The following is a 19,613-nucleotide window of genomic DNA, read 5'->3' on the forward strand; positions in this document are numbered from 1 at the left end:
TCAGGCAACCTCCAGCCCCTCAGCCGCAACGAAGGCATGGGGTTTGGAGGCCAACGGATGAGACTGCCGCACGGGTAGCGTGGCAATCACTTCCCCGGCCTTACCCCGGCTGGCCCCCCTGGCGGCAATGCTGTAACGGGCATGAGTATAGTGAAACGTAAAACCCCGATAGGCGGCATGGGTCTTGGGGGTATTGCTGCCCGAGAGCACGACAGGGACGTCCCAGCGCAGGTGGGTCTCCGTCAGGGCATAGGCCAACGCCTGATGTTCTTCGTCCTGAAACGGCGCGATGTAATACCCCGTGAAGCAGTCGAAATAAGGCGGATCGACATAAACTGCGCAGTGTTCATCTACATGAAACGCCAGTGTTTCCTCAAAGGGCAGGCAGACAAATCGGGTATGAGTATCGCGGACCTTTTCGGCGAACAGGCGGATTTCTGCGGCAGGGAAATAGGGCTTTTTGTAACGGCCATAGGGTACATTGAGCCCGCCACGCAGATTGTAGCGGCACAGGCCGTTGTAGCCATGGCGATTCAGGTAAAGAAAAAGTGCGGCTCGTTCAATACAAGCGGACGTATGCCGGTGATTAAAATCGGCACGGTGCCGGTTATAGTCACATTGGCTGCTGCCGTGGCTGAACAAAGGTAGTGCCGCCCGGATCACGCTGTCTGGCGCATTGACCACTGCCTGGTAAAAATTAATGAGATCAGGGTTGATATCGGCTAACACATAGCGGCTGTAGTCGGTATTGAGAAAAACTGACGCGCCGCCAACAAACAGTTCAACCAGGTATTCAGCCGCCGGCAGGAAGGGGCGCAAGCGGGGCATCAGGCGAGACTTGCCGCCCGCCCATTTCAGGATAGGTTTCATCTGCGTGTCCTCAGCAATGTTCGATAAAAGCGTCGGAATGACGCTGCCAAATTTCCGCCACCACCTGCGCCTGATAGTAGGCATCCTCGCCGGTGTGATGCTTCAGGATCTGGCGCGCGGGCGAGCAATAGCCGGTTGCCTGCGCCAGACATTGCAGGGTGCGCATATCCCGCACACGCCAGTAATGCCAGGGAATGGGCAGGCCATGGCGCTCAAAGGCAGCGTCCAAAATCCCCACGTCAAAATTGCCGCCCTTACACCAGATATTCAGGTGCTTGCGGCCAGCGGGTATCTGGCTGGCGTTGATGTAATTCAGAAACGCATTCAGTGCATCTCGCGCAGAAGAGCGCGGTTCAATAATCAGTTCGGCGCGCGCTTCCGTGTCCTGACGTAACCACCACAACGCCGTATCGACTTCCGCACGGGCGCCAGCAGCCTCATCACTGCGCGGGTCAACGCGGGCATAAAACGCTTTGCCCAGCTGGCCGGTAGAGGGCTCAAAAAAGACGGCACCTATCGCTGCCAGTGGCGCACTGGCGCGAACGCCGAGGGTTTCAATATCTATCATGAGATGATTCATCATGGTGACTCCTTGGTCATATCAAGCGTTGACAAACACAGCGCTATCCAGTCATTCAGCGCGCCCAGTATTTTGTTTGCGGGTACAGCGCTAGCGCGTTGCGATTCCAGAAAGGCACCGAGCATGCCAAGCAGGTGTCCGCGTTCGCTTTTTCTGGCCGCCAGACCAATGGTCATGAAATCAGGGTCGGTTAAACCGGGTGTCAGGCGAATGCGAGTTGGCGCGCCGCCCTGATGGGAATGGGGTATTTCAGTCATGGTAAGTTCTCCTTTATTCAAGCCGTACGAAGCCCTGGCGTCATGCGCCGTTTTTATTTCACTTTAATGGCGGGTAATAAATTACTGTGGCACTAAGCCATCAGTGTGATTATCCATTAACCACTTTATGCGCCGCTTCAAATCCTTTTCTATTCCGGCAATAAATTCCTGTGCGTAAGGCTTTTGTGGGTCAACATAAAAATAGGCGTAATTACCCTGCACCCGAATAGAAAAACCGTTTTGCATGGCGGGCAATACATGATAGAGAATATGGGTCAGATCGTCGGTATTCATAATAAAAATCCTTGATGGTGACAGGTATTTTTAACAGCCGCCTGAGCAGGACGGCATAACATGACGCTGTACCTCCTTCGGCAATATCGGCTTGGGGACATTGCCTAATGTCAGGGATTTGAGTGCGGGCTTTAATGCCTCTACACTTCTCCTATCCCCGATGAAAAAGGCGAGCTGATGAAGTTCACGTATCTCATGCGCCAGAACACGAAAATAGACCGGCCTCTTTTCCGGTTTATTCGCGCAGTCAGCATAATAATGTCGTAATGCTTCATTCATATAGTCGGCACAAAAATGATTCATGACAGACTCCTTTTTATCCCCGATAAACTTTTTTTGAAATGCCTTGCGCATGTTTCCGGCGTGCTTTGGCGCGTATCTGGTCATCTTTGCGCTGCCTGCTTTCCCTGATATCGATAATGACCGCATAGAGCGAGAGCGCAATAAGTAGCAGGAGTCCCGGTACTAAATAATCCATCCACCATAAATCTTGTAGTATCATAATTCTTTGCCTCATTGGTTAATTGGTGCCAGGTTTTAACCATGCCCGGCGCATGGTTCTGTGGTACTCTCATCATGCCCGCCATGTTCTGGGCGGAACACGGGCATGATGCTCACCCACAAAAAAGGAGCAGCGATGAGCTATAAAGCGCATCACACAAAAGAGCTACTTACCCCTTCAGATCGTATTTTTCCAGGTAATGATGGCTTGTAGTGCTATAGACAAGCGTTAGAACATCAGCCAGTACAGAGAGATCCATCTCAGGAAGACGTTTCTCGACCCTGTACACGATTCTGTGTAAATGCCTTTTCTCAGAAGTGACCGTCCAGGCGGTCACCGAACTCGATAATAAAGCGGCTCATTGCCATGCGCCTGTCCCTCAAAGGCATTGTCCATTTCTGTGAGGCCGCCTGTATCGCCAGCCACACCACCTTTTTCACTGCGTCGTCGGTCGGGAACACCTTGCGCTTTTTGATGGCATGCCGGATCACGCTGTTTAACGACTCGATGGCGTTGGTCGTGTAGATCACCTTGCGGATGTCCGTTGGGTAGGCAAAGAACGTGGCCAGATTGGCCCAGTTTGCCTGCCAGCTTCGACTTATTTGCGGGTAGCGGATGTCCCAGGCACTGGAGAACGCTTCCAGCGCCTGCAAGCCGGCTTCTTCCGTAGGGGCCTGATAGATAGCTTTCAGGTCGTGGGTGACGGCCTTGTAGTCCTTCCAGGAGACGAACTGCAGGCTGTTGCGCACCATATGCACGATACACAGCTGGAGCCGCGCCTCCGGATACACCGCGTTAATAGCGTCAGGGAAACCTTTCAGCCCGTCTACGCAGGCGATAAGGATATCGTTCAGGCCGCGGTTTTTCAGCTCTGTCAGCACGTTCAGCCAGAACTTTGCGCCTTCATTTTCGGCCAGCCACATACCTAGCAACTCTTTCTGGCCTTCGATGTTGATGCCCAGCGCCAGGAACACAGATTTGTTGATGATGCGGCTGTCCTGCCGGACTTTTAGAACGATACAATCAAGATAAACAATGGGATAGACTGCATCCAGAGGCCGGTTTTGCCATTCGACAACCTGCTCCATGACCGCATCGGTGACCTTTGAGACCAGCGCCGGCGAAACATCGGCGTCATACAGCTCTTTGAACACGGCGGCGATCTCGCGGGTGGTCATCCCTTTGGCGTACAACGATAAAATCTGGTTATCCATCCCGGTAATCCGGGTCTGGTTCTTCTTCACCAGTTGCGGTTCAAAGGAACCGTCACGATCGCGCGGAGTACGCAGCGCCAGCGGGCCATCGCCAGTGGTAACGGTTTTTGTGGAATAGCCGTTGCGGGCGTTGGTCCCCGGTTTAGGCTGATTTTTATCGTAGCCGAGGTGATGGGTCATTTCGGCATTGAGAGCTGCTTCGACGCTGATTTTTTTCAGCAGCCGATCGAAGTGACTGAGATCTTCAGGGATTTTGAGATTTTTGGCCAGTTCGTTAGCCAGAGCCTGCAACTGTTTTTCGTCCATAAATTAACCTGTTTTTGATGTTGGATTGAACATATCAAAATCAGGCAAATACACAAATTTCTAAACAGGCTCGTTTTCTCCAGTATTCTCTGGCCCGCATTGAATCCCAGGTGCCGTGTGCAGATTCCGACGTATCCGATCAGCTGTTCCGGCGACATCCGATCAGTTATTCCGATATTTTCCGATCACCCATTCCAGTGATATTCGATCACGTGTTCGCTCATCTTCTGACTCGGGTTTAGTCTATTTTTCCTGTGTTGGCTACTCCTTGCTCTTTGCGTAGTGATTCGCCTTTAAGTTCCAGTCTATAGCTGGGGTGTACTAACCGATCGAGTAACGCGTCAGCTGTCGTGGGGTTTTCTATCAGTCCATACCATTTTTTCACCGGCAGTTGACTGATCAGGATGCTGCTGCTTTTGTCGTAGCGATCTTCCATCACCTCCAACAGCATCGTTGCCTGCATCGGACTTATTGATTCTAGGCCCACGTCGTCCAAGATCAGTAACTCTATTTTTTCTAACTGCTTAAGCTGTTTTAGATAGGTCCTGTCTACCTGACACTGGTGAAGATGGGCCAGCAACCGACCCACTCGCCAGTAACGCACGCTATATTGCTGCCGGCATGCCTGCTCACCAAGCGCACAACTGAGCCAGATTTTGCCCGTACCTGTCGGCCCCGTGATGAGTATGCTTTTCTGATATTTCAGATATTGTCCCCCTAGCAGATCTCGCATCTGTTCCGGTGTCACTCCTCGGCTAGGGATATAACGGATATCTTCCGGTTTTGCCTGCAAGCGCATTTGCGATTGCCGTCGCAGACGGCATATGTGGTTGTTTTTTCTATGCAAATTTTCCGCTTCTACCATCAGCGACAACCGCTCCTCGAACCCCAGCTCCCCATAACTCCCCGGGAGTTCGCGTTGCGTCTCCAACGCCTGGACCATTGCCGACAACTTCAGCTCTCGCAGAGCCATTAACAGTGTATCCATATTTATTCTCCTTAATGATAACTGTCCGGACCTCGGAGGTTTTCGTGAACCAGCATTGATACGCCGGCTCCGTCCTGGGTGACCTCACTTTCACGACCGTGTTTCAATACGTTGGCTATGAAAGAGCGGTTAATGCACCCTTTCTCCAACGCCAGCGCGCAGGCCTTCTCCAGTCGCGTCGTCTCATAGCGCCGTTGCAGATTGAGTAGCCCCAGCACGGAGCGGTAAGCCTGCTCCGGATGGGCTTTGCTCTTTTGGATGGACTCGACCACTTTCAGTGTGCACACACCCACCGACAGCGCCCAACTGCACAGCCTTTCCGGCGTCCACTGACTCTGCCCCTTATGGTTAGCCGGCATGTGCGCCGCCTGAGTCGTGTGCCTATAGGCGTTATTGCTGCGAGGGTGCGTAGCCACGCAGACGCCCTTATGGTGGATTTGCACCAGCCGTTGGGTGACGATGACGTCAACGCGCTCGCCAACCAGCGGATGCGGCACCGAGTACCAGTTTTTGCCGTAGTCTATGTGGTAATCAGGTCCCACTCGGGCAACGAGATACTCACTGTATTCCCATTGTGTGGGCGGTAGAGGCCCAAGAGCCGGTTTGTCCAGCTGCTCGAAGCGTTCAAGGCGACTTTGTCCGCCGTAATGACGCATCGGGCGCAGATTCAACTCATGATTGAGTTCTCGTATCACCTGGTTGAGTTCGGCCAGCGAGTAGAACCTACGTTTACGCAACCGGGCCAAAACCCAGCGTTCTACCAGCTGCACAGTTGATTCTGCCTTCGCCTTGTCTTTCGGTTTTCTCGGGCGCGCCGGTAGCACCACTGTCTCATAGTGATTTGCCAGCGCCTGGTAGCTCTGGTTTATGACCGGCTCATAGCGGTCAGGGGTGCTGACAGCGCTGCGCAGATTATCAGGTATCATCAGCTCCGGAACCCCACCCATGAAGTGCAGGCTGCGGCTATTGGCGTTGAGCCACGATGCCATGTCCTGGCCTTCGCAGGCTTCGATATACGCATAGCCTGACACGCCCATGGCAGCGACGAAGATAGCGACCTGGCGTACGCTACCGGTCGCAGGGTTGACGATAGGTACGGTGGGGCCACAGAAGTCGATGAAGAGCTTTTCGCCAGCCTTGTGCTCCATGCGCATGGAACGCCGCTGCTTCTTTTTCCAGTCACGGAACAGTGCACAAAACTGTGAGTAACCGAGGGCATCACCGCCCACGGCGGACTGATATTCCATCCAGAGCAGCTGCTTGGTCATGCCCTTGCGGCTTAACTCGGTATCGATATCAAGCCAGCTGGGTAAGGTATTGATAACTTTTCCGGATTTGCCGGGATAGAGCAGGCGGTCGAGGTCGACGGGGGACAGTTCCGCCGGCAATGGCCAGACCAGGTTAGCTACCGTGAATCGGCCGAGGATATCGTGCACGGTAGTACAGCCTATGCCGAGCGCTGCTGCGATAGTGCGATTCGAGCGACGCTGCTCGAATTTCATACGTAAGACATTAATATAGATGCACATTTCCGTTCTCGCTTTCTTCTTTTTACGTGCCATGCCATGCCCCCGGAAGCTAAAAGTCTCCAGAGTATGGCGGAACAGAAGATGAGCGATCGGACAGAATCGGAATCTCTGATCGGGCGACCGGAATCAGTGATCGGATGAAATCAGAATTAGTGATCGGGTGAAATCGGAATCAGTGATCGGATGTGACCGGAACCAGCACCAGTAACGCACGCTATATTGCTGCCGGCATGCCTGCTCACCAAGCGCACACCTGAGCCGGCGCGGAGCCTGTTTAGAAATTTGTGTATTTGCCTAATTTTGATATGTTCAATCCAACATCAAAAACAGGTTAATTTATGGACGAAAAACAGTTGCAGGCTCTGGCTAACGAACTGGCCAAAAATCTCAAAACCCCTGAAGATCTCAGTCACTTCGATCGGCTGCTGAAAAAAATCAGCGTCGAAGCAGCTCTCAATGCCGAAATGACCCATCACCTCGGCTACGATAAAAATCAGCCTAAACCGGGGACCAACGCCCGCAACGGCTATTCCACAAAAACCGTTACCACTGGCGATGGCCCGCTGGCGCGGCGTACTCCGCGCGATCGTGACGGTTCCTTTGAACCGCAACTGGTGAAGAAGAACCAGACCCGGATTACCGGGATGGATAACCAGATTTTATCGTTGTACGCCAAAGGGATGACCACACGCGAGATCGCCGCCGCGTTCAAAGAGCTGTATGACGCCGATGTCTCGCCGGCGCTGGTCTCAAAGGTCACCGATGCGGTCATGGAGCAGGTTGTCAAATGGCAAAACCGGCCTCTGGATGCAATCTATCCCATTGTTTATCTTGATTGTATCGTTCTAAAAGTCCGGCAGGACAACCGCATCATCAACAAATCTGTGTTCCTGGCGCTGGGCATCAACATCGAAGGCCAGAAAGAGTTGCTAGGTATGTGGCTGGCCGAAAATGAAGGCGCAAAGTTCTGGCTGAACGTGCTGACAGAGCTGAAAAACCGCGGCCTGAACGATATCCTTATTGCCTGCGTAGACGGGCTGAAAGGTTTCCCTTACGCTATTAACGCGGTGTATTCGGAGGCGCGGCTCCAGCTGTGTATCGTGCATATGGTGCGCAACAGCCTGCGGTTCGTCTTCTGGAAGGACTACAAGGCCGTCACCCGCGACCTGAAAGCTATCTATCAGGCCCCTACGGAAGAAGCCGGCTTGCAGGCGCTGGAAGCGTTCTCCAGTGCCTGGGACATCCGCTACCCGCAAATAAGTCGAAGCTGGCAGGCAAACTGGGCCAATCTGGCCACGTTCTTTGCCTACCCAACGGACATCCGCAAGGTGATCTACACGACCAACGCCATCGAGTCGTTAAACAGCGTGATCCGGCATGCCATCAAAAAGCGCAAGATGTTCCCGACCGACGACGCAGTGAAAAAGGTGGTGTGGCTGGCGATACAGGCGGCCTCACAGAAATGGACAATGCCTTTGAGGGACTGGCGCATGGCAATGAGCCACTTTATTATCGAGTTCGGTGACCGCCTGGACGGTCACTTCTGAGAAAAGGCATTTACACAGAATCGTGTACAGGGTCTTTTTGCCCGACATCAACAGGCGGCGAAGATACTCACCGTGACCGCTGCCGGCTTTGGCCTGCTGCTGACCGCCGGCGGCGCATTAACCCTGGCACTGGCCTCACTACTGTGGCCTGTCGCCCTGCTGCGTTATGGCTTTGGCCTGCTGGGCATCAAGGGCAGTGGTGCCTTTTCTCTGCTGTCCAAGGCGATACGGCGTACTGCCACGGCGGGACGTGTGCTTCTGATGGGTGCTCTCCGGCATATTGGCACTGCCATTGTCTGGCTGGGGCACCTGATGTTCGCCAACCCGATCCTGGCGATAATTGGCGTCATCACCGGCGCGGCAGTGCTGATATGGCAAAACTGGGATACTCTGGGGCCCAAATTCAAGGCGCTATGGGAGTCCGTCAGCCAGACGACGCGGGAAAAATGGCAGGCTATCCAGGATTATCTACAAGCGCTGCCCGGACGGTTTAAGGATTTTGGTACTCGTATCATCGATAGCCTGATGGACGGCATCAATGAAAAATGGCAGGCGCTGAAAAGTAAACTGACCTCGCTCACCGACTACCTGCCGGACTGGATGAAGGACAACACCGCCGTGCAGGCGACTGCCGCGCTGCATCCGCTGGCAAACTACGTCGGCGAGCATGACAGGGGTGGGCGCATCCCGGCAGGACACTTTGGTCTGGTGGGCGAAGTCGGCACGGAAATTATCAGTGGCCCGGTCAATGTCACCAGTCGCCGCGCTACCGTCAGCCTGGCCGCCGCCGCTCTGATGATGGGTGGCATGTCGTCCGCCCTTGCTCAGGCGCCGCTGCATCCCTACAGCCTCCCGGCCAGCCATTATCGCGCCCAGCAGGGTACGGCGGCCCCTGCCGGCGGCATGACCCATATCAGCCTTGAGGCGCCCATTCAGATTGTGGCGCAGCCGCACCATAGCCCGCAGGATATCGCGCGGAAGGTGGCCCGCGAGCGCCAGGCACGCGCCCGCGCCCACAGCCGTTTTGAAGACCGCAAGTAAACAACGATGATGATGGCATTAGGCATGTTCGCTTTTATGCTGCACACCGTGCCCTATCAGGAATTTCAGCACCAGATGGCCTGGCGTCACCCGTCCAACAGCCGGATAGGCCGCCGCCCGCAAAGCCAGTTCCTCGGCCCGGATGAAGAAACCGTCACCCTGAGCGGCGTGCTGTTGCCGGAAATCACCGGCGGGCGCATCTCGTTAATGGCGCTACAAAAAATGGCGGAAACCGGTAAAGCCTGGTCGCTGATTGCAGGTAACTGGGCTATCCATGGGATGTTTGTGATTGAAAGCCTGAGCCGCACCAAAAGCGTGTTTTTCTCCGACGGCGCCGCGCGGCGCATAGAATTTACCCTGACGCTCAAGCGCACCGATGAAAACCTCAAAGAGATGTTCGGTGACCTGTCGCAGCAGCTTAACGACCTGAGTGGCACACTTTCCGACACCTTGGACGGGCTGCTATCATGAGCCTGTCGGCCTTGCTTGATAGCACCACCGGCGGCCATACCCCGGACTGGCGGCTGAGCGTCGACGGCATCGATATCACCGGCAACATAGTACACCGCCTGATGTCATTAACCCTGACGGATAACCGGGGCTTTGAGGCGGACCAGCTGGATATTGAACTGGATGACAGCGACCGCCGTCTGCTCCTGCCTCGCCGGGGGGGGGCTAACGTTGCCCTGTCTCTCGGCTGGAAGGAAACCGGGCTGATAAATAAAGGCTCCTTTACCGTCGATGAAATCGAGCACAGCGGTATCCCCGACCGGCTGACGATACGCGCCCGCAGCGCTGATTTTCGCGCCTCGCTCAACGTCCAGCGCGAAGCATCCTACCATAACACCACCCTCGGCGATGTGGTGAAAACGCTAGCCGCCCGGCATAAGCTGACGCCGGTGATGAGTCAGGCGATGGCACACACCAAACTGGCCCACAGCGACCAGAGCCAAGAATCAGACGGCAGCTTCTTAACGCGACTGGCAAGGGAGCATGGCGCGGTGATGGCGGTCAAGCAAGGGAAAATGCTGTTTTTTAAACAGGGGCAGAACCAGACCCTGAGCGGTAAACCCCTTCCGGCACTGACCCTCACCCGCCAGCAGGGCGACAGTCATCAGTTTACACTCACCGACCGTGACGCCTATACCGGCGTGGTGGCGCACTGGCTCAATACCCGCCAGGCCAAACCCGAGACGATCAGAGTCAGACACAAGCGGAAAAAGGCGTCCGCCAACACAGAAAAGCAGGGCGATTATCTGATAGGTAGCGAGGAGAACGTACTGGTTCTGCGCCACACCTACGCCTCAAAGCACAATGCCGAACGGGCGGCCAGAGCGAACTGGGAACGCTTGCAACGCGGCGTCGCCACCTTCTCCATCACTCTGGCACGCGGCCGCGCGGAACTCTCTCCCGAAATGCCGGTCAAGGTCAGCGGCTTTAAACGCGAAATTGACCAGACCGCCTGGACGCTGGTTACCGTGACTCATACGCTGAATAACAGTGGATTTACCACAGCCCTGGAGCTGGAGGTGAAAATCGATGCGCTTGAAATGGAATGAGAAAAACGGAAATGTTATACTGACCGCTACCACCGACCTTAGTCGGGTGCGTGTTGGAGAGCACTCACGCCATGATGCATTGCCCCCTTTGCGGCCAGGCCGCCCATACCCGTACCAACCATTACATTACGACCACCACTAAAGAGCGCTACAATCAATGTACCAACATTAATTGTAGTCACACCTTCATCACGCATGAAACCTTTACCCGCTCCATCTATGTTCCCCGGCAGATAGAACCCGCGCCACCACACCCAGGCCAGAACGGCCAGGGAATGCTACAGTTTGGGTAGCCCACCCTAAAAATCATAAGCGTCTGCGACATTTTCAAAAAAAAGCCCCGGAAACCGGGATCTTTTGGTCAAAGATGGACGTTATCTGGACACTGCGAAATTAAATCCTTTTATTTTCAATGTATTGCCCGTTAATTTAACGCACCGGAAAGAGCGGTTTTGGTTTCGCCAGAGGCGAGGGACAATGCCGACAATCAGTCGTCGTTGCCGCCCAGACCCGCGTTCAGCAGCTCAGCCAGATTGGCAGAAGCTTCATCGGCGGTAATCTGCGGTGCGGCAGGCGCTTCACCCTGCTGACGATGGCGGGCGCGTTCCTGATGATAAGCATAACCGGTACCGGCCGGGATTAACCGTCCGACGATGACGTTTTCCTTCAGGCCGCGCAGTTCATCGCGTTTCCCGGCAACGGCGGCTTCGGTCAGCACGCGCGTGGTTTCCTGGAACGACGCCGCGGAGATAAACGACTCCGTGGCCAGCGAGGCTTTGGTGATACCCAGCAGATCGCGCATGTAGGTCATTTCCACCTTGCCGTCGTTTTCCAACTGACGGTTGGCGATCTTGATGCGCGAGTATTCCGCCTGCTCCCCTTCCAGGAACTCAGAGCTGCCGCTGCTGGCGATCGTCGCTTTACGCAACATCTGACGAACGATAACTTCGATGTGTTTATCGTTGATCTTCACGCCCTGCAGACGGTAGACGTCCTGGACTTCGTTGACGATATAGCGGGTCACCGCATGCACGCCACGCAGACGCAGAATGTCGTGCGGCGATTCCGGACCGTCGGAAATCACATCGCCGCGCTCCACGCGTTCACCTTCAAAGACGTTGAGCTGACGCCATTTCGGGATCATCTCTTCGTAAACGTCGCTGCCGTCCACCGGCGAGATAACCAGGCGGCGTTTGCCTTTGGTTTCTTTACCGAAGGAAACGATACCGCTGATCTCGGCCAGGATCGCCGGTTCTTTCGGACGACGGGCTTCAAACAGATCGGCAACGCGCGGCAGACCACCGGTAATATCCTTGGTCCCGCTGGTTTCCTGCGGCAGACGCGCCAGCGTATCACCGCCGGTGATTTTGGCGCCGTCTTCCAACTGCACGATCGTTTTGCCCGGCAGGAAGTACTGCGCCGGCATGTCGGTACCCGGCAGCAGTACATCATTACCGTTGGCACCCACAATGCTCAGCGCCGGACGCAGATCTTTACCGCCGCCGGTACGCTCGGCGGTATCCAATACCACGATAGAGGACAAACCGGTCAGTTCGTCGGTCTGGCGGGTAATGGTCTGGCCGTCGATCATATCGGTGAAGCGGACGAAACCGTCGACTTCGGTGATAACCGGCATGGTATGCGGATCCCAGTTGGCAACGGTTTCGCCGCCCATGATTTCCGCGCCGTCGCCTTTGGCCATCACGGCGCCATAAGGCACTTTGTAGCTTTCTTTGGTACGGCCGAATTCGTCAATCAGCTTCAGCTCGGTATTACGCGAAGTAATTACCAGCTTGCCGCTGCCGTTAACCACGAACTTGGCGTTGCTGAGACGGATGGTCCCTTTGTTTTTCACCTGAATGCTGGATTCCGCAGCGGCACGGGACGCGGCCCCGCCGATATGGAACGTACGCATGGTCAGCTGGGTACCGGGTTCGCCGATGGACTGTGCGGCGATAACGCCGATGGCTTCGCCCTTGTTCACCAGATGCCCACGCGCCAAATCGCGGCCGTAGCAGTTGGCGCACACGCCGAAATCGGTGTCGCAGGTCACGACCGAACGCACCTTGACGCTGTCCACGGAGTTTTCTTCCAGCACGTCACACCACTGCTCGTTCAACAGGGTATGACGCTCAACCAGAATATCCGTGGTGCCCGGCTTCAGGACATCTTCCGCCGTGACGCGGCCCAGTACGCGCTCGCGCAGGGGCTCTTTCACGTCGCCGCCTTCGATTACCGGCGTCATCACGATACCGGCGAAGGTGTCGCAGTCGTCCTCGGTCACCACCAGATCCTGCGCCACGTCGACCAAGCGACGAGTCAGGTAACCGGAGTTCGCGGTTTTCAGTGCGGTATCCGCCAAACCTTTACGCGCACCGTGGGTGGAGATGAAGTACTGGAGTACGTTCAAACCTTCACGGAAGTTCGCGGTAATCGGCGTCTCGATGATCGAGCCGTCGGGCTTGGCCATCAGACCACGCATACCGGCCAGCTGACGAATCTGCGCCGCCGAACCACGGGCGCCGGAGTCGGCCATCATAAAGATGCTGTTAAACGACACCTGACGTTCTTCCTCGCCGTCGCGGTTAATCACCGCTTCGGTGGACAGATTGTCCATCATCGCCTTGGCGACACGCTCGTTGGCCGCGGCCCAGATATCGATAACCTTGTTATAGCGTTCGCCGGCGGTCACCAGACCCGACTGGAACTGCTCTTGGATCTCGGCGACTTCGGCTTCGGCTTCATCGATGATTTCGGCTTTCTTCGCCGGGATCACCATGTCGTCGATACCGACCGACGAGCCGGAACGGGCAGCGTAGGCGAAACCGGTGTACATGATCTGGTCGGCAAAAATGACGGTCGGCTTCAGACCCAGCACGCGATAGCAGGTATTAAGCATCTTGGAGATGGCTTTTTTACCCAGCACCTGGTTCACCAGCGAGAACGGCAGCCCTTTCGGCACGATCATCCACAGGATAGCGCGGCCGACGGTGGTGTCCACCAGACGGGTGTTCTCCACCCACTCGCCGTTGTCGCGTTTCTCATGCTCGGTGATACGCACTTTAACGCGCGCATGCAGCTCGGCCACGCCGGCGCGGTAGATGCGTTCCGCTTCTTTCGGCCCGGTCAGCACCATGCCTTCGCCTTTGCCGTTGACGCGATCGCGGGTCATGTAGTACAGACCCAGCACCACGTCCTGCGACGGTACGATAATCGGCTCGCCGTTAGCGGGCGACAGGATGTTGTTGGTAGACATCATCAGCGCGCGCGCTTCCAACTGGGCTTCCAGCGTCAGCGGCACGTGTACCGCCATCTGGTCGCCGTCGAAGTCGGCGTTGTACGCCGCACACACCAGCGGGTGCAGCTGAATGGCTTTACCTTCAATCAGTACCGGCTCAAACGCCTGGATGCCCAGACGGTGCAGCGTCGGCGCACGGTTCAGCATGACCGGGTGTTCGCGGATAACCTCGTCCAGGATATCCCAGACCACGGCTTCTTCGCGCTCCACCATTTTCTTGGCGGCTTTGATCGTCGTGGCGAGGCCGCGCAGTTCCAGCTTGCCGTAAATGAACGGCTTAAACAGCTCCAGCGCCATTTTTTTCGGCAGACCGCACTGATGCAGACGCAGGTACGGGCCGACGGTAATAACCGAACGGCCGGAGTAGTCGACGCGTTTACCCAGCAGGTTCTGGCGGAAGCGACCTTGCTTGCCTTTGATCATGTCGGCCAGCGATTTCAGCGGACGCTTGTTGGAGCCGGTAATGGCGCGGCCGCGACGGCCGTTATCCAGCAGCGCATCGACCGCTTCTTGCAGCATACGCTTTTCGTTGCGCACGATGATATCCGGTGCAGCCAGATCCAGCAGGCGCTTCAAGCGGTTATTACGGTTGATCACCCGGCGATACAGATCGTTCAGATCCGACGTTGCAAAGCGGCCGCCGTCCAGCGGAACCAGCGGACGCAGATCCGGCGGCAGCACCGGCAGCACGATCAGGATCATCCATTCCGGTTTGTTGCCGGACTGCACGAAGGCTTCCAGCAGCTTGATGCGCTTGGTCAGCTTTTTGCGCTTGGTTTCAGAGTTGGTTTCTTCCAGCTCTTCGCGCAGCTGCTCGCATTCCTGCTCCAGATCCATATTTTTCAGCAGGGCCTGGATCGCTTCGGCGCCCATTTTGGCGTCAAATTCGTCACCGAACTCTTCCAGCGCGTCCAGATACTGCTCTTCGGTCAGGATCTGACGGCGCTCAAGGTTGGTCATGCCACCTTCAACCACGACATAGGATTCAAAATACAGCACGCGCTCGATATCGCGCAGCGGCATGTCCAGCAGCAGGCCGATACGGGACGGCAGCGATTTCAAAAACCAGATGTGGGCAGTAGGCGAAGCCAGCTCAATATGGCCCATGCGCTCACGACGCACCTTGGTCTGGGTCACTTCAACGCCACACTTCTCACAGATGACGCCGCGGTGTTTCAAACGCTTGTACTTACCGCACAGGCATTCATAGTCTTTTACCGGCCCGAAAATACGCGCGCAGAACAAACCGTCGCGCTCCGGTTTGAAGGTACGGTAGTTAATGGTTTCCGGCTTCTTCACTTCACCGAAAGACCAGGAACGGATCATGTCTGGCGAGGCCAGCGCAATTTTGATCGCATCAAACTCTTCGGTCTTAGTTTGCGCTTTCAGAAACTTAAGTAAATCTTTCACGGATTGGCTCCTGTCGGAGTTGGATCTGTTAGGCGCCTGAAACGCTCAGGCGCCCTTATTACCAGTGCGAATCGCACCCGGGCGGAAAAATCAGTCTTCTTCCAGCTCGATATTGATGCCCAGCGAGCAGATTTCTTTCAACAGAACGTTGAAGGATTCCGGCATACCGGGTTCCATCATGTGATTGCCATCCACGATGTTTTTGTACATCTTGGTGCGACCGTTAACATCGTCCGACTTGACGGTAAGCATTTCCTGCAGGGTGTACGCCGCGCCGTAAGCTTCCAGCGCCCACACTTCCATCTCCCCGAAGCGCTGGCCGCCGAACTGCGCCTTGCCCCCCAGCGGCTGCTGGGTAACCAGGCTGTACGAGCCGGTGGAACGCGCATGCATCTTGTCATCAACCAAATGGTTGAGTTTCATCATGTACATATAACCCACGGTAACCTGGCGCTCGAACTGCTCGCCGGTACGGCCATCGAACAAGGTAATCTGACCGGAGGTCGGCAGGCCGCCGAGCTGCAGCAGCTCCTTGATCTCTTTCTCTTTGGCGCCGTCGAATACCGGCGTGGCGATCGGCATTCCTTTCTTCAGATTCTCCGCCAGACGCAGCACTTCCTCATCCGAGAAGGTGTTGAGATCCACCCTCTGGCGCACATCATCACCCAAATTGTAGGCTTTCTGGATGAACTCGCGCAGTTTGGCCACTTCTTCGTGCTGCTTGAGCATGGCGTTGATCTTGTCGCCGATGCCTTTTGCCGCCATACCCAGATGGGTTTCCAGAATCTGGCCGATGTTCATACGCGACGGTACGCCCAGCGGGTTCAGAACGATATCCACCGGCACGCCGTTTTCATCGTAAGGCATATCTTCGATCGGGTTGATCTTGGAGATAACGCCCTTATTACCGTGACGGCCCGCCATCTTGTCGCCCGGCTGAATCTGACGTTTCACCGCCAGATAGACCTTGACGATTTTCAGCACGCCCGGCGCCAGGTCATCGCCCTGGGTAATTTTACGGCGCTTGGCTTCCAGCTTCTTCTCGAACTCGTGCTTAAGCTCGTCGTACTGCTCGGCCAGCTGCTCAAGCTGATTCTGCTTCTCTTCGTCGGCCAGGCCCAGTTCCAGCCAGCGCTCGCGGGTCAGCTTATCCAGCTTCTCCGCCTCGATGCCGCCAGAGATGAGCACGTCGCGAATACGGGCAAACAGACCGGCTTCAAAGATCTGCAATTCTTCGGTCAGGTCCTTTTTGGCCTGCTTAAGCTGCATTTCCTCGATTTCCAGCGCGCGCTTGTCTTTCTCCACGCCGTCGCGGGTAAATACCTGAACATCGATAATGGTACCGGAAACGCCGTTCGGCACGCGCAGCGACGAGTCTTTCACGTCGGAGGCTTTTTCACCGAAGATGGCGCGCAGCAGTTTCTCTTCCGGCGTCAGCTGGGTTTCGCCTTTCGGCGTCACCTTGCCTACCAGAATATCGCCGCCGGTCACTTCCGCGCCGATATAGACGATGCCGGACTCATCCAGTTTGGAGAGCGCGGCTTCACCCACGTTCGGGATGTCGGCGGTAATTTCCTCAGGCCCCAGCTTGGTGTCGCGGGACACGCACGCCAGTTCCTGGATATGGATAGTGGTGAAACGATCTTCCTGCACCACGCGTTCGGAGATCAACATGGAGTCTTCAAAGTTGTAGCCGTTCCACGGCATGAACGCGATACGCATATTCTGACCCAGCGCCAGCTCACCCAGATCGGTGGACGGACCATCGGCCAGCACGTCGCCGCGCTCAACCGGCTCACCCAGCGAAACGCAAGGCGTCTGGCTGATACAGGTGTTCTGGTTGGAACGGATGTATTTGGTCAGGTTGTAGATATCAATGCCCGCTTCGCCCGGATACATTTCATCCGGATTAACGTTAATCACGATACGGGAGGCGTCCACGTACTGCACCGTTCCGCCGCGTTTCGCCACGGCGGTTACGCCCGAGTCAACGGCAACCGCACGCTCCATACCGGTGCCGACCAGCGGCTTATCGGTACGCAATGTGGGCACCGCCTGACGCTGCATGTTCGCACCCATCAAGGCGCGGTTGGCGTCGTCGTGCTCCAGGAACGGAATCAGTGAGGCGCCGACCGAGACCACCTGCTGGGTGGAAACGTCCATATAGTCAACCTGATCGCGGCTGAACAGGCTCGATTCGCCCTTGCTGCGGCAGGTTACCAGATCATCAACGAAACGACCGTCTTCGCCGAGGTTGGTGTTGACCTGCGCGATAACGAAGTTGCCTTCCTCAATCGCCGACAGATAATGGATCTCGTCGGTAACCACCCCGTCCTGCACGCGGCGATACGGCGTTTCCAGGAAACCATACTCGTTGGTCTGCGCATACACGGACAGCGAGTTGATAAGACCGATGTTCGGCCCTTCCGGGGTTTCAATGGGGCACACGCGCCCGTAATGGGTCGGATGCACGTCGCGCACTTCAAAGCCCGCGCGCTCGCGGGTCAGACCGCCCGGGCCCAGCGCGGAGATACGGCGCTTATGGGTAATCTCCGACAGCGGGTTGTTCTGATCCATGAACTGCGACAGCTGGCTGGAGCCGAAGAACTCTTTCACCGCCGCCGAAATCGGTTTGGCGTTGATCATGTCCTGCGGCATCAGGGTATCCAAATCGCCCAAAGACAGACGCTCTTTCACCGCGCGTTCCACGCGCACCAGGCCAACGCGGAACTGATTTTCCGCCATTTCGCCCACCGAACGGATGCGGCGGTTGCCCAAGTGGTCGATATCGTCGACTTCGCCCTTACCGTTACGGATATCGATGAGCTTCTTCATCACGTCAATGATGTCGTCTTTGCTCAGGATACCGGAACCTTCAATCTCTTCCCGCAGCAGCGAACGGTTGAACTTCATCCGGCCTACCGCGGACAGATCGTAACGATCTTCCGAGAAGAACAGATTTTCAAACAGGTTCTCGGCGGCTTCGCGGGTCGGCGGCTCGCCGGGGCGCATCATGCGGTAGATTTCCACCAGCGCGCTCAGGCGATCGCTGGTCGGATCGACGCGCAGCGTCTCAGAAATATAGGCGCCGTGGTCCAAGTCGTTGGTGAACAGCGTCTCAATACGCTTGTGCCCCGCCTGGCTCAGCTTGGCCAGCAGGTCCAGCGTCAGTTCCATGTTGGCGGGAACAATGATTTCACCGGTGTTTTCATCGATGTAATCTTTTACCACCACCTTGCCGATAATGTATTCGACAGGGATTTCGATCTGCGCGACGCCGTCTTTTTCCAACTGACGAATATGGCGCGCGGTGATGCGGCGGCCTTTTTCGACATAAACGGTGCCGTTGGCCTCGATATCAAACGAGGCGGTTTCACCACGCAAGCGCTCAGGAATAAGTTCCATCTGCAGCTTTTTGTCGTGAATTTCGTAAACCACTTTGTCGAAGAACGTATCCAGGATCTGGCCGGTGCTGTAGTTCAGCGCGCGCAGAATGATGCTCGCCGGCAATTTGCGGCGGCGGTCGATACGGACGAACAAATTGTCTTTCGGGTCGAACTCGAAATCCAACCAGGAGCCGCGGTAAGGAATAATGCGTGCATTATACAGCACCTTACCGGAGGAGTGCGTCTTACCCTTGTCACTGTCGAAAAATACGCCGGGACTGCGGTGCAGCTGGGAAACGATAACACGTTCGGTGCCGTTGATGACAAAGGTACCGTTGTCGGTCATGAGCGGGATTTCGCCCATGTAGACTTCCTGCTCCTTGATGTCTTTTACCGTGCCTTCCGGCGCTTCACGCTCATAAATGATAAGGCGCAGCTTCACGCGCAGCGGTGCGGAAAACGTCACCCCACGGATCTGGCACTCTTTGACATCAAAAACAGGTTCACCCAGACGGTAACTGACATATTGCAGTTCAGAGTTGCCGCTGTAGCTTTGTATGGGGAATACGGAACGGAAAGCCGCTTCCAGACCGTACTGACCTTCCGGATCTCGCTCGATGAACTTCTGAAACGAGTCAAGCTGGATGGATAGGAGATAGGGAACGTCCAAAACCTGCGGACGTTTTCCGAAGTCCTTACGAATGCGTTTTTTTTCGGTATAGGAGTAAACCATAGGGTTCCTCAGCTCGCTGACAAGTCGACCCACCCTGTCCGCCCTACTAGGACAGTACATGCAACACCATTTTCGTGTTCGGAGATTTGCTATCCTCTC

16 protein-coding genes are annotated in these 19,613 nt (G+C 55.8%); 5 read left to right on the forward strand and 11 right to left on the reverse strand.

From position 1 onward, the window contains the following. From SOPEG_RS19250 to istA, 9 genes are all read right to left on the reverse strand, one after another. Entirely contained in the window at positions 1 to 870 is an 870-nt protein-coding gene (locus SOPEG_RS19250; protein WP_025246547.1) for a DNA adenine methylase, read from the reverse strand. A gap of 10 nt (positions 871 to 880) precedes the next feature. Further along, positions 881 to 1,453, reverse strand: coding sequence for a 3'-5' exonuclease (locus SOPEG_RS19255; RefSeq protein WP_081743067.1), 573 nt, complete (start codon positions 1,451 to 1,453; stop codon positions 881 to 883). Further along, on the reverse strand, positions 1,450 to 1,707 hold the full coding sequence (locus tag SOPEG_RS19260; protein ID WP_025246549.1) for a hypothetical protein: 258 nt from the start codon (positions 1,705 to 1,707) through the stop codon (positions 1,450 to 1,452). Before SOPEG_RS19260 ends, SOPEG_RS19255 begins: the two co-directional genes overlap by 4 nt. A gap of 81 nt (positions 1,708 to 1,788) precedes the next feature. Continuing rightward, the gene (locus tag SOPEG_RS19265; RefSeq protein WP_025246550.1) at positions 1,789 to 2,001 is read right to left on the reverse strand and encodes a hypothetical protein; all 213 of its coding nucleotides are present in this window, start codon (positions 1,999 to 2,001) and stop codon (positions 1,789 to 1,791) included. A 30-nt stretch (positions 2,002 to 2,031) separates the two neighbouring features. Then, the gene (locus tag SOPEG_RS27965) at positions 2,032 to 2,355 is read right to left on the reverse strand and encodes a hypothetical protein (RefSeq protein WP_148297143.1); all 324 of its coding nucleotides are present in this window, start codon (positions 2,353 to 2,355) and stop codon (positions 2,032 to 2,034) included. Beyond that, the gene (locus SOPEG_RS28425) at positions 2,318 to 2,503 is read right to left on the reverse strand and encodes a hypothetical protein (RefSeq protein ID WP_025246551.1); all 186 of its coding nucleotides are present in this window, start codon (positions 2,501 to 2,503) and stop codon (positions 2,318 to 2,320) included. Before SOPEG_RS28425 ends, SOPEG_RS27965 begins: the two co-directional genes overlap by 38 nt. 311 nt (positions 2,504 to 2,814) lie before the next feature. After that, positions 2,815 to 4,023, reverse strand: coding sequence for an IS256-like element ISSoEn2 family transposase (locus tag SOPEG_RS19270; RefSeq protein ID WP_025246552.1), 1,209 nt, complete (start codon positions 4,021 to 4,023; stop codon positions 2,815 to 2,817). A 238-nt stretch (positions 4,024 to 4,261) separates the two neighbouring features. Continuing rightward, a complete protein-coding gene (gene istB / locus SOPEG_RS19275; protein WP_025246553.1) occupies positions 4,262 to 5,011 on the reverse strand; it encodes an IS21-like element ISSoEn3 family helper ATPase IstB in 750 nt (249 codons plus the stop codon). A gap of 11 nt (positions 5,012 to 5,022) precedes the next feature. Continuing rightward, positions 5,023 to 6,573, reverse strand: coding sequence for an IS21-like element ISSoEn3 family transposase (gene istA / locus SOPEG_RS19280; protein ID WP_081743068.1), 1,551 nt, complete (start codon positions 6,571 to 6,573; stop codon positions 5,023 to 5,025). 305 nt (positions 6,574 to 6,878) lie between these two features. Here istA and SOPEG_RS19285 point away from each other — a divergent pair, with 305 nt between their 5' ends. The 5 genes from SOPEG_RS19285 to SOPEG_RS25470 all read left to right on the forward strand — a co-directional run bounded on the left by SOPEG_RS19285 (position 6,879) and on the right by SOPEG_RS25470 (position 10,980). Beyond that, positions 6,879 to 8,087, forward strand: coding sequence for an IS256 family transposase (locus tag SOPEG_RS19285; RefSeq protein WP_025246555.1), 1,209 nt, complete (start codon positions 6,879 to 6,881; stop codon positions 8,085 to 8,087). Between the two features lie 72 nt (positions 8,088 to 8,159). Next, entirely contained in the window at positions 8,160 to 9,128 is a 969-nt protein-coding gene (locus SOPEG_RS19290; protein ID WP_025246556.1) for a phage tail tape measure protein, read from the forward strand. Between the two features lie 6 nt (positions 9,129 to 9,134). Beyond that, complete coding sequence (locus SOPEG_RS19295) at positions 9,135 to 9,599, forward strand: phage tail protein (RefSeq protein ID WP_025246557.1); 465 nt, start codon at positions 9,135 to 9,137, stop codon at positions 9,597 to 9,599. After that, positions 9,596 to 10,687, forward strand: a complete 1,092-nt coding sequence (locus SOPEG_RS19300; protein WP_025246558.1) for a phage late control D family protein — start codon at positions 9,596 to 9,598, stop codon at positions 10,685 to 10,687. The genes SOPEG_RS19295 and SOPEG_RS19300 overlap by 4 nt, the downstream gene beginning before the upstream one ends. Positions 10,688 to 10,758: 71 nt before the next feature. Then, positions 10,759 to 10,980, forward strand: coding sequence for an ogr/Delta-like zinc finger family protein (locus tag SOPEG_RS25470; protein ID WP_071882255.1), 222 nt, complete (start codon positions 10,759 to 10,761; stop codon positions 10,978 to 10,980). Between the two features lie 194 nt (positions 10,981 to 11,174). Here SOPEG_RS25470 and rpoC read toward each other — a convergent pair whose 3' ends face one another. Together rpoC and rpoB are read right to left on the reverse strand one after the other, a co-directional pair. Next, positions 11,175 to 15,395, reverse strand: a complete 4,221-nt coding sequence (rpoC, locus tag SOPEG_RS19305; protein WP_025246559.1) for a DNA-directed RNA polymerase subunit beta' — start codon at positions 15,393 to 15,395, stop codon at positions 11,175 to 11,177. Positions 15,396 to 15,485: 90 nt separating this feature from the next. Beyond that, the gene (gene rpoB, locus SOPEG_RS19310; RefSeq protein ID WP_025246560.1) at positions 15,486 to 19,514 is read right to left on the reverse strand and encodes a DNA-directed RNA polymerase subunit beta; all 4,029 of its coding nucleotides are present in this window, start codon (positions 19,512 to 19,514) and stop codon (positions 15,486 to 15,488) included. Positions 19,515 to 19,613 lie beyond the last annotated feature (99 nt).

Origin of the sequence: Candidatus Sodalis pierantonius str. SOPE (genome assembly GCF_000517405.1) — a bacterium.
GTDB classification, from domain to species: Bacteria; Pseudomonadota; Gammaproteobacteria; order Enterobacterales; family Enterobacteriaceae; genus Sodalis_C; species Sodalis_C pierantonii.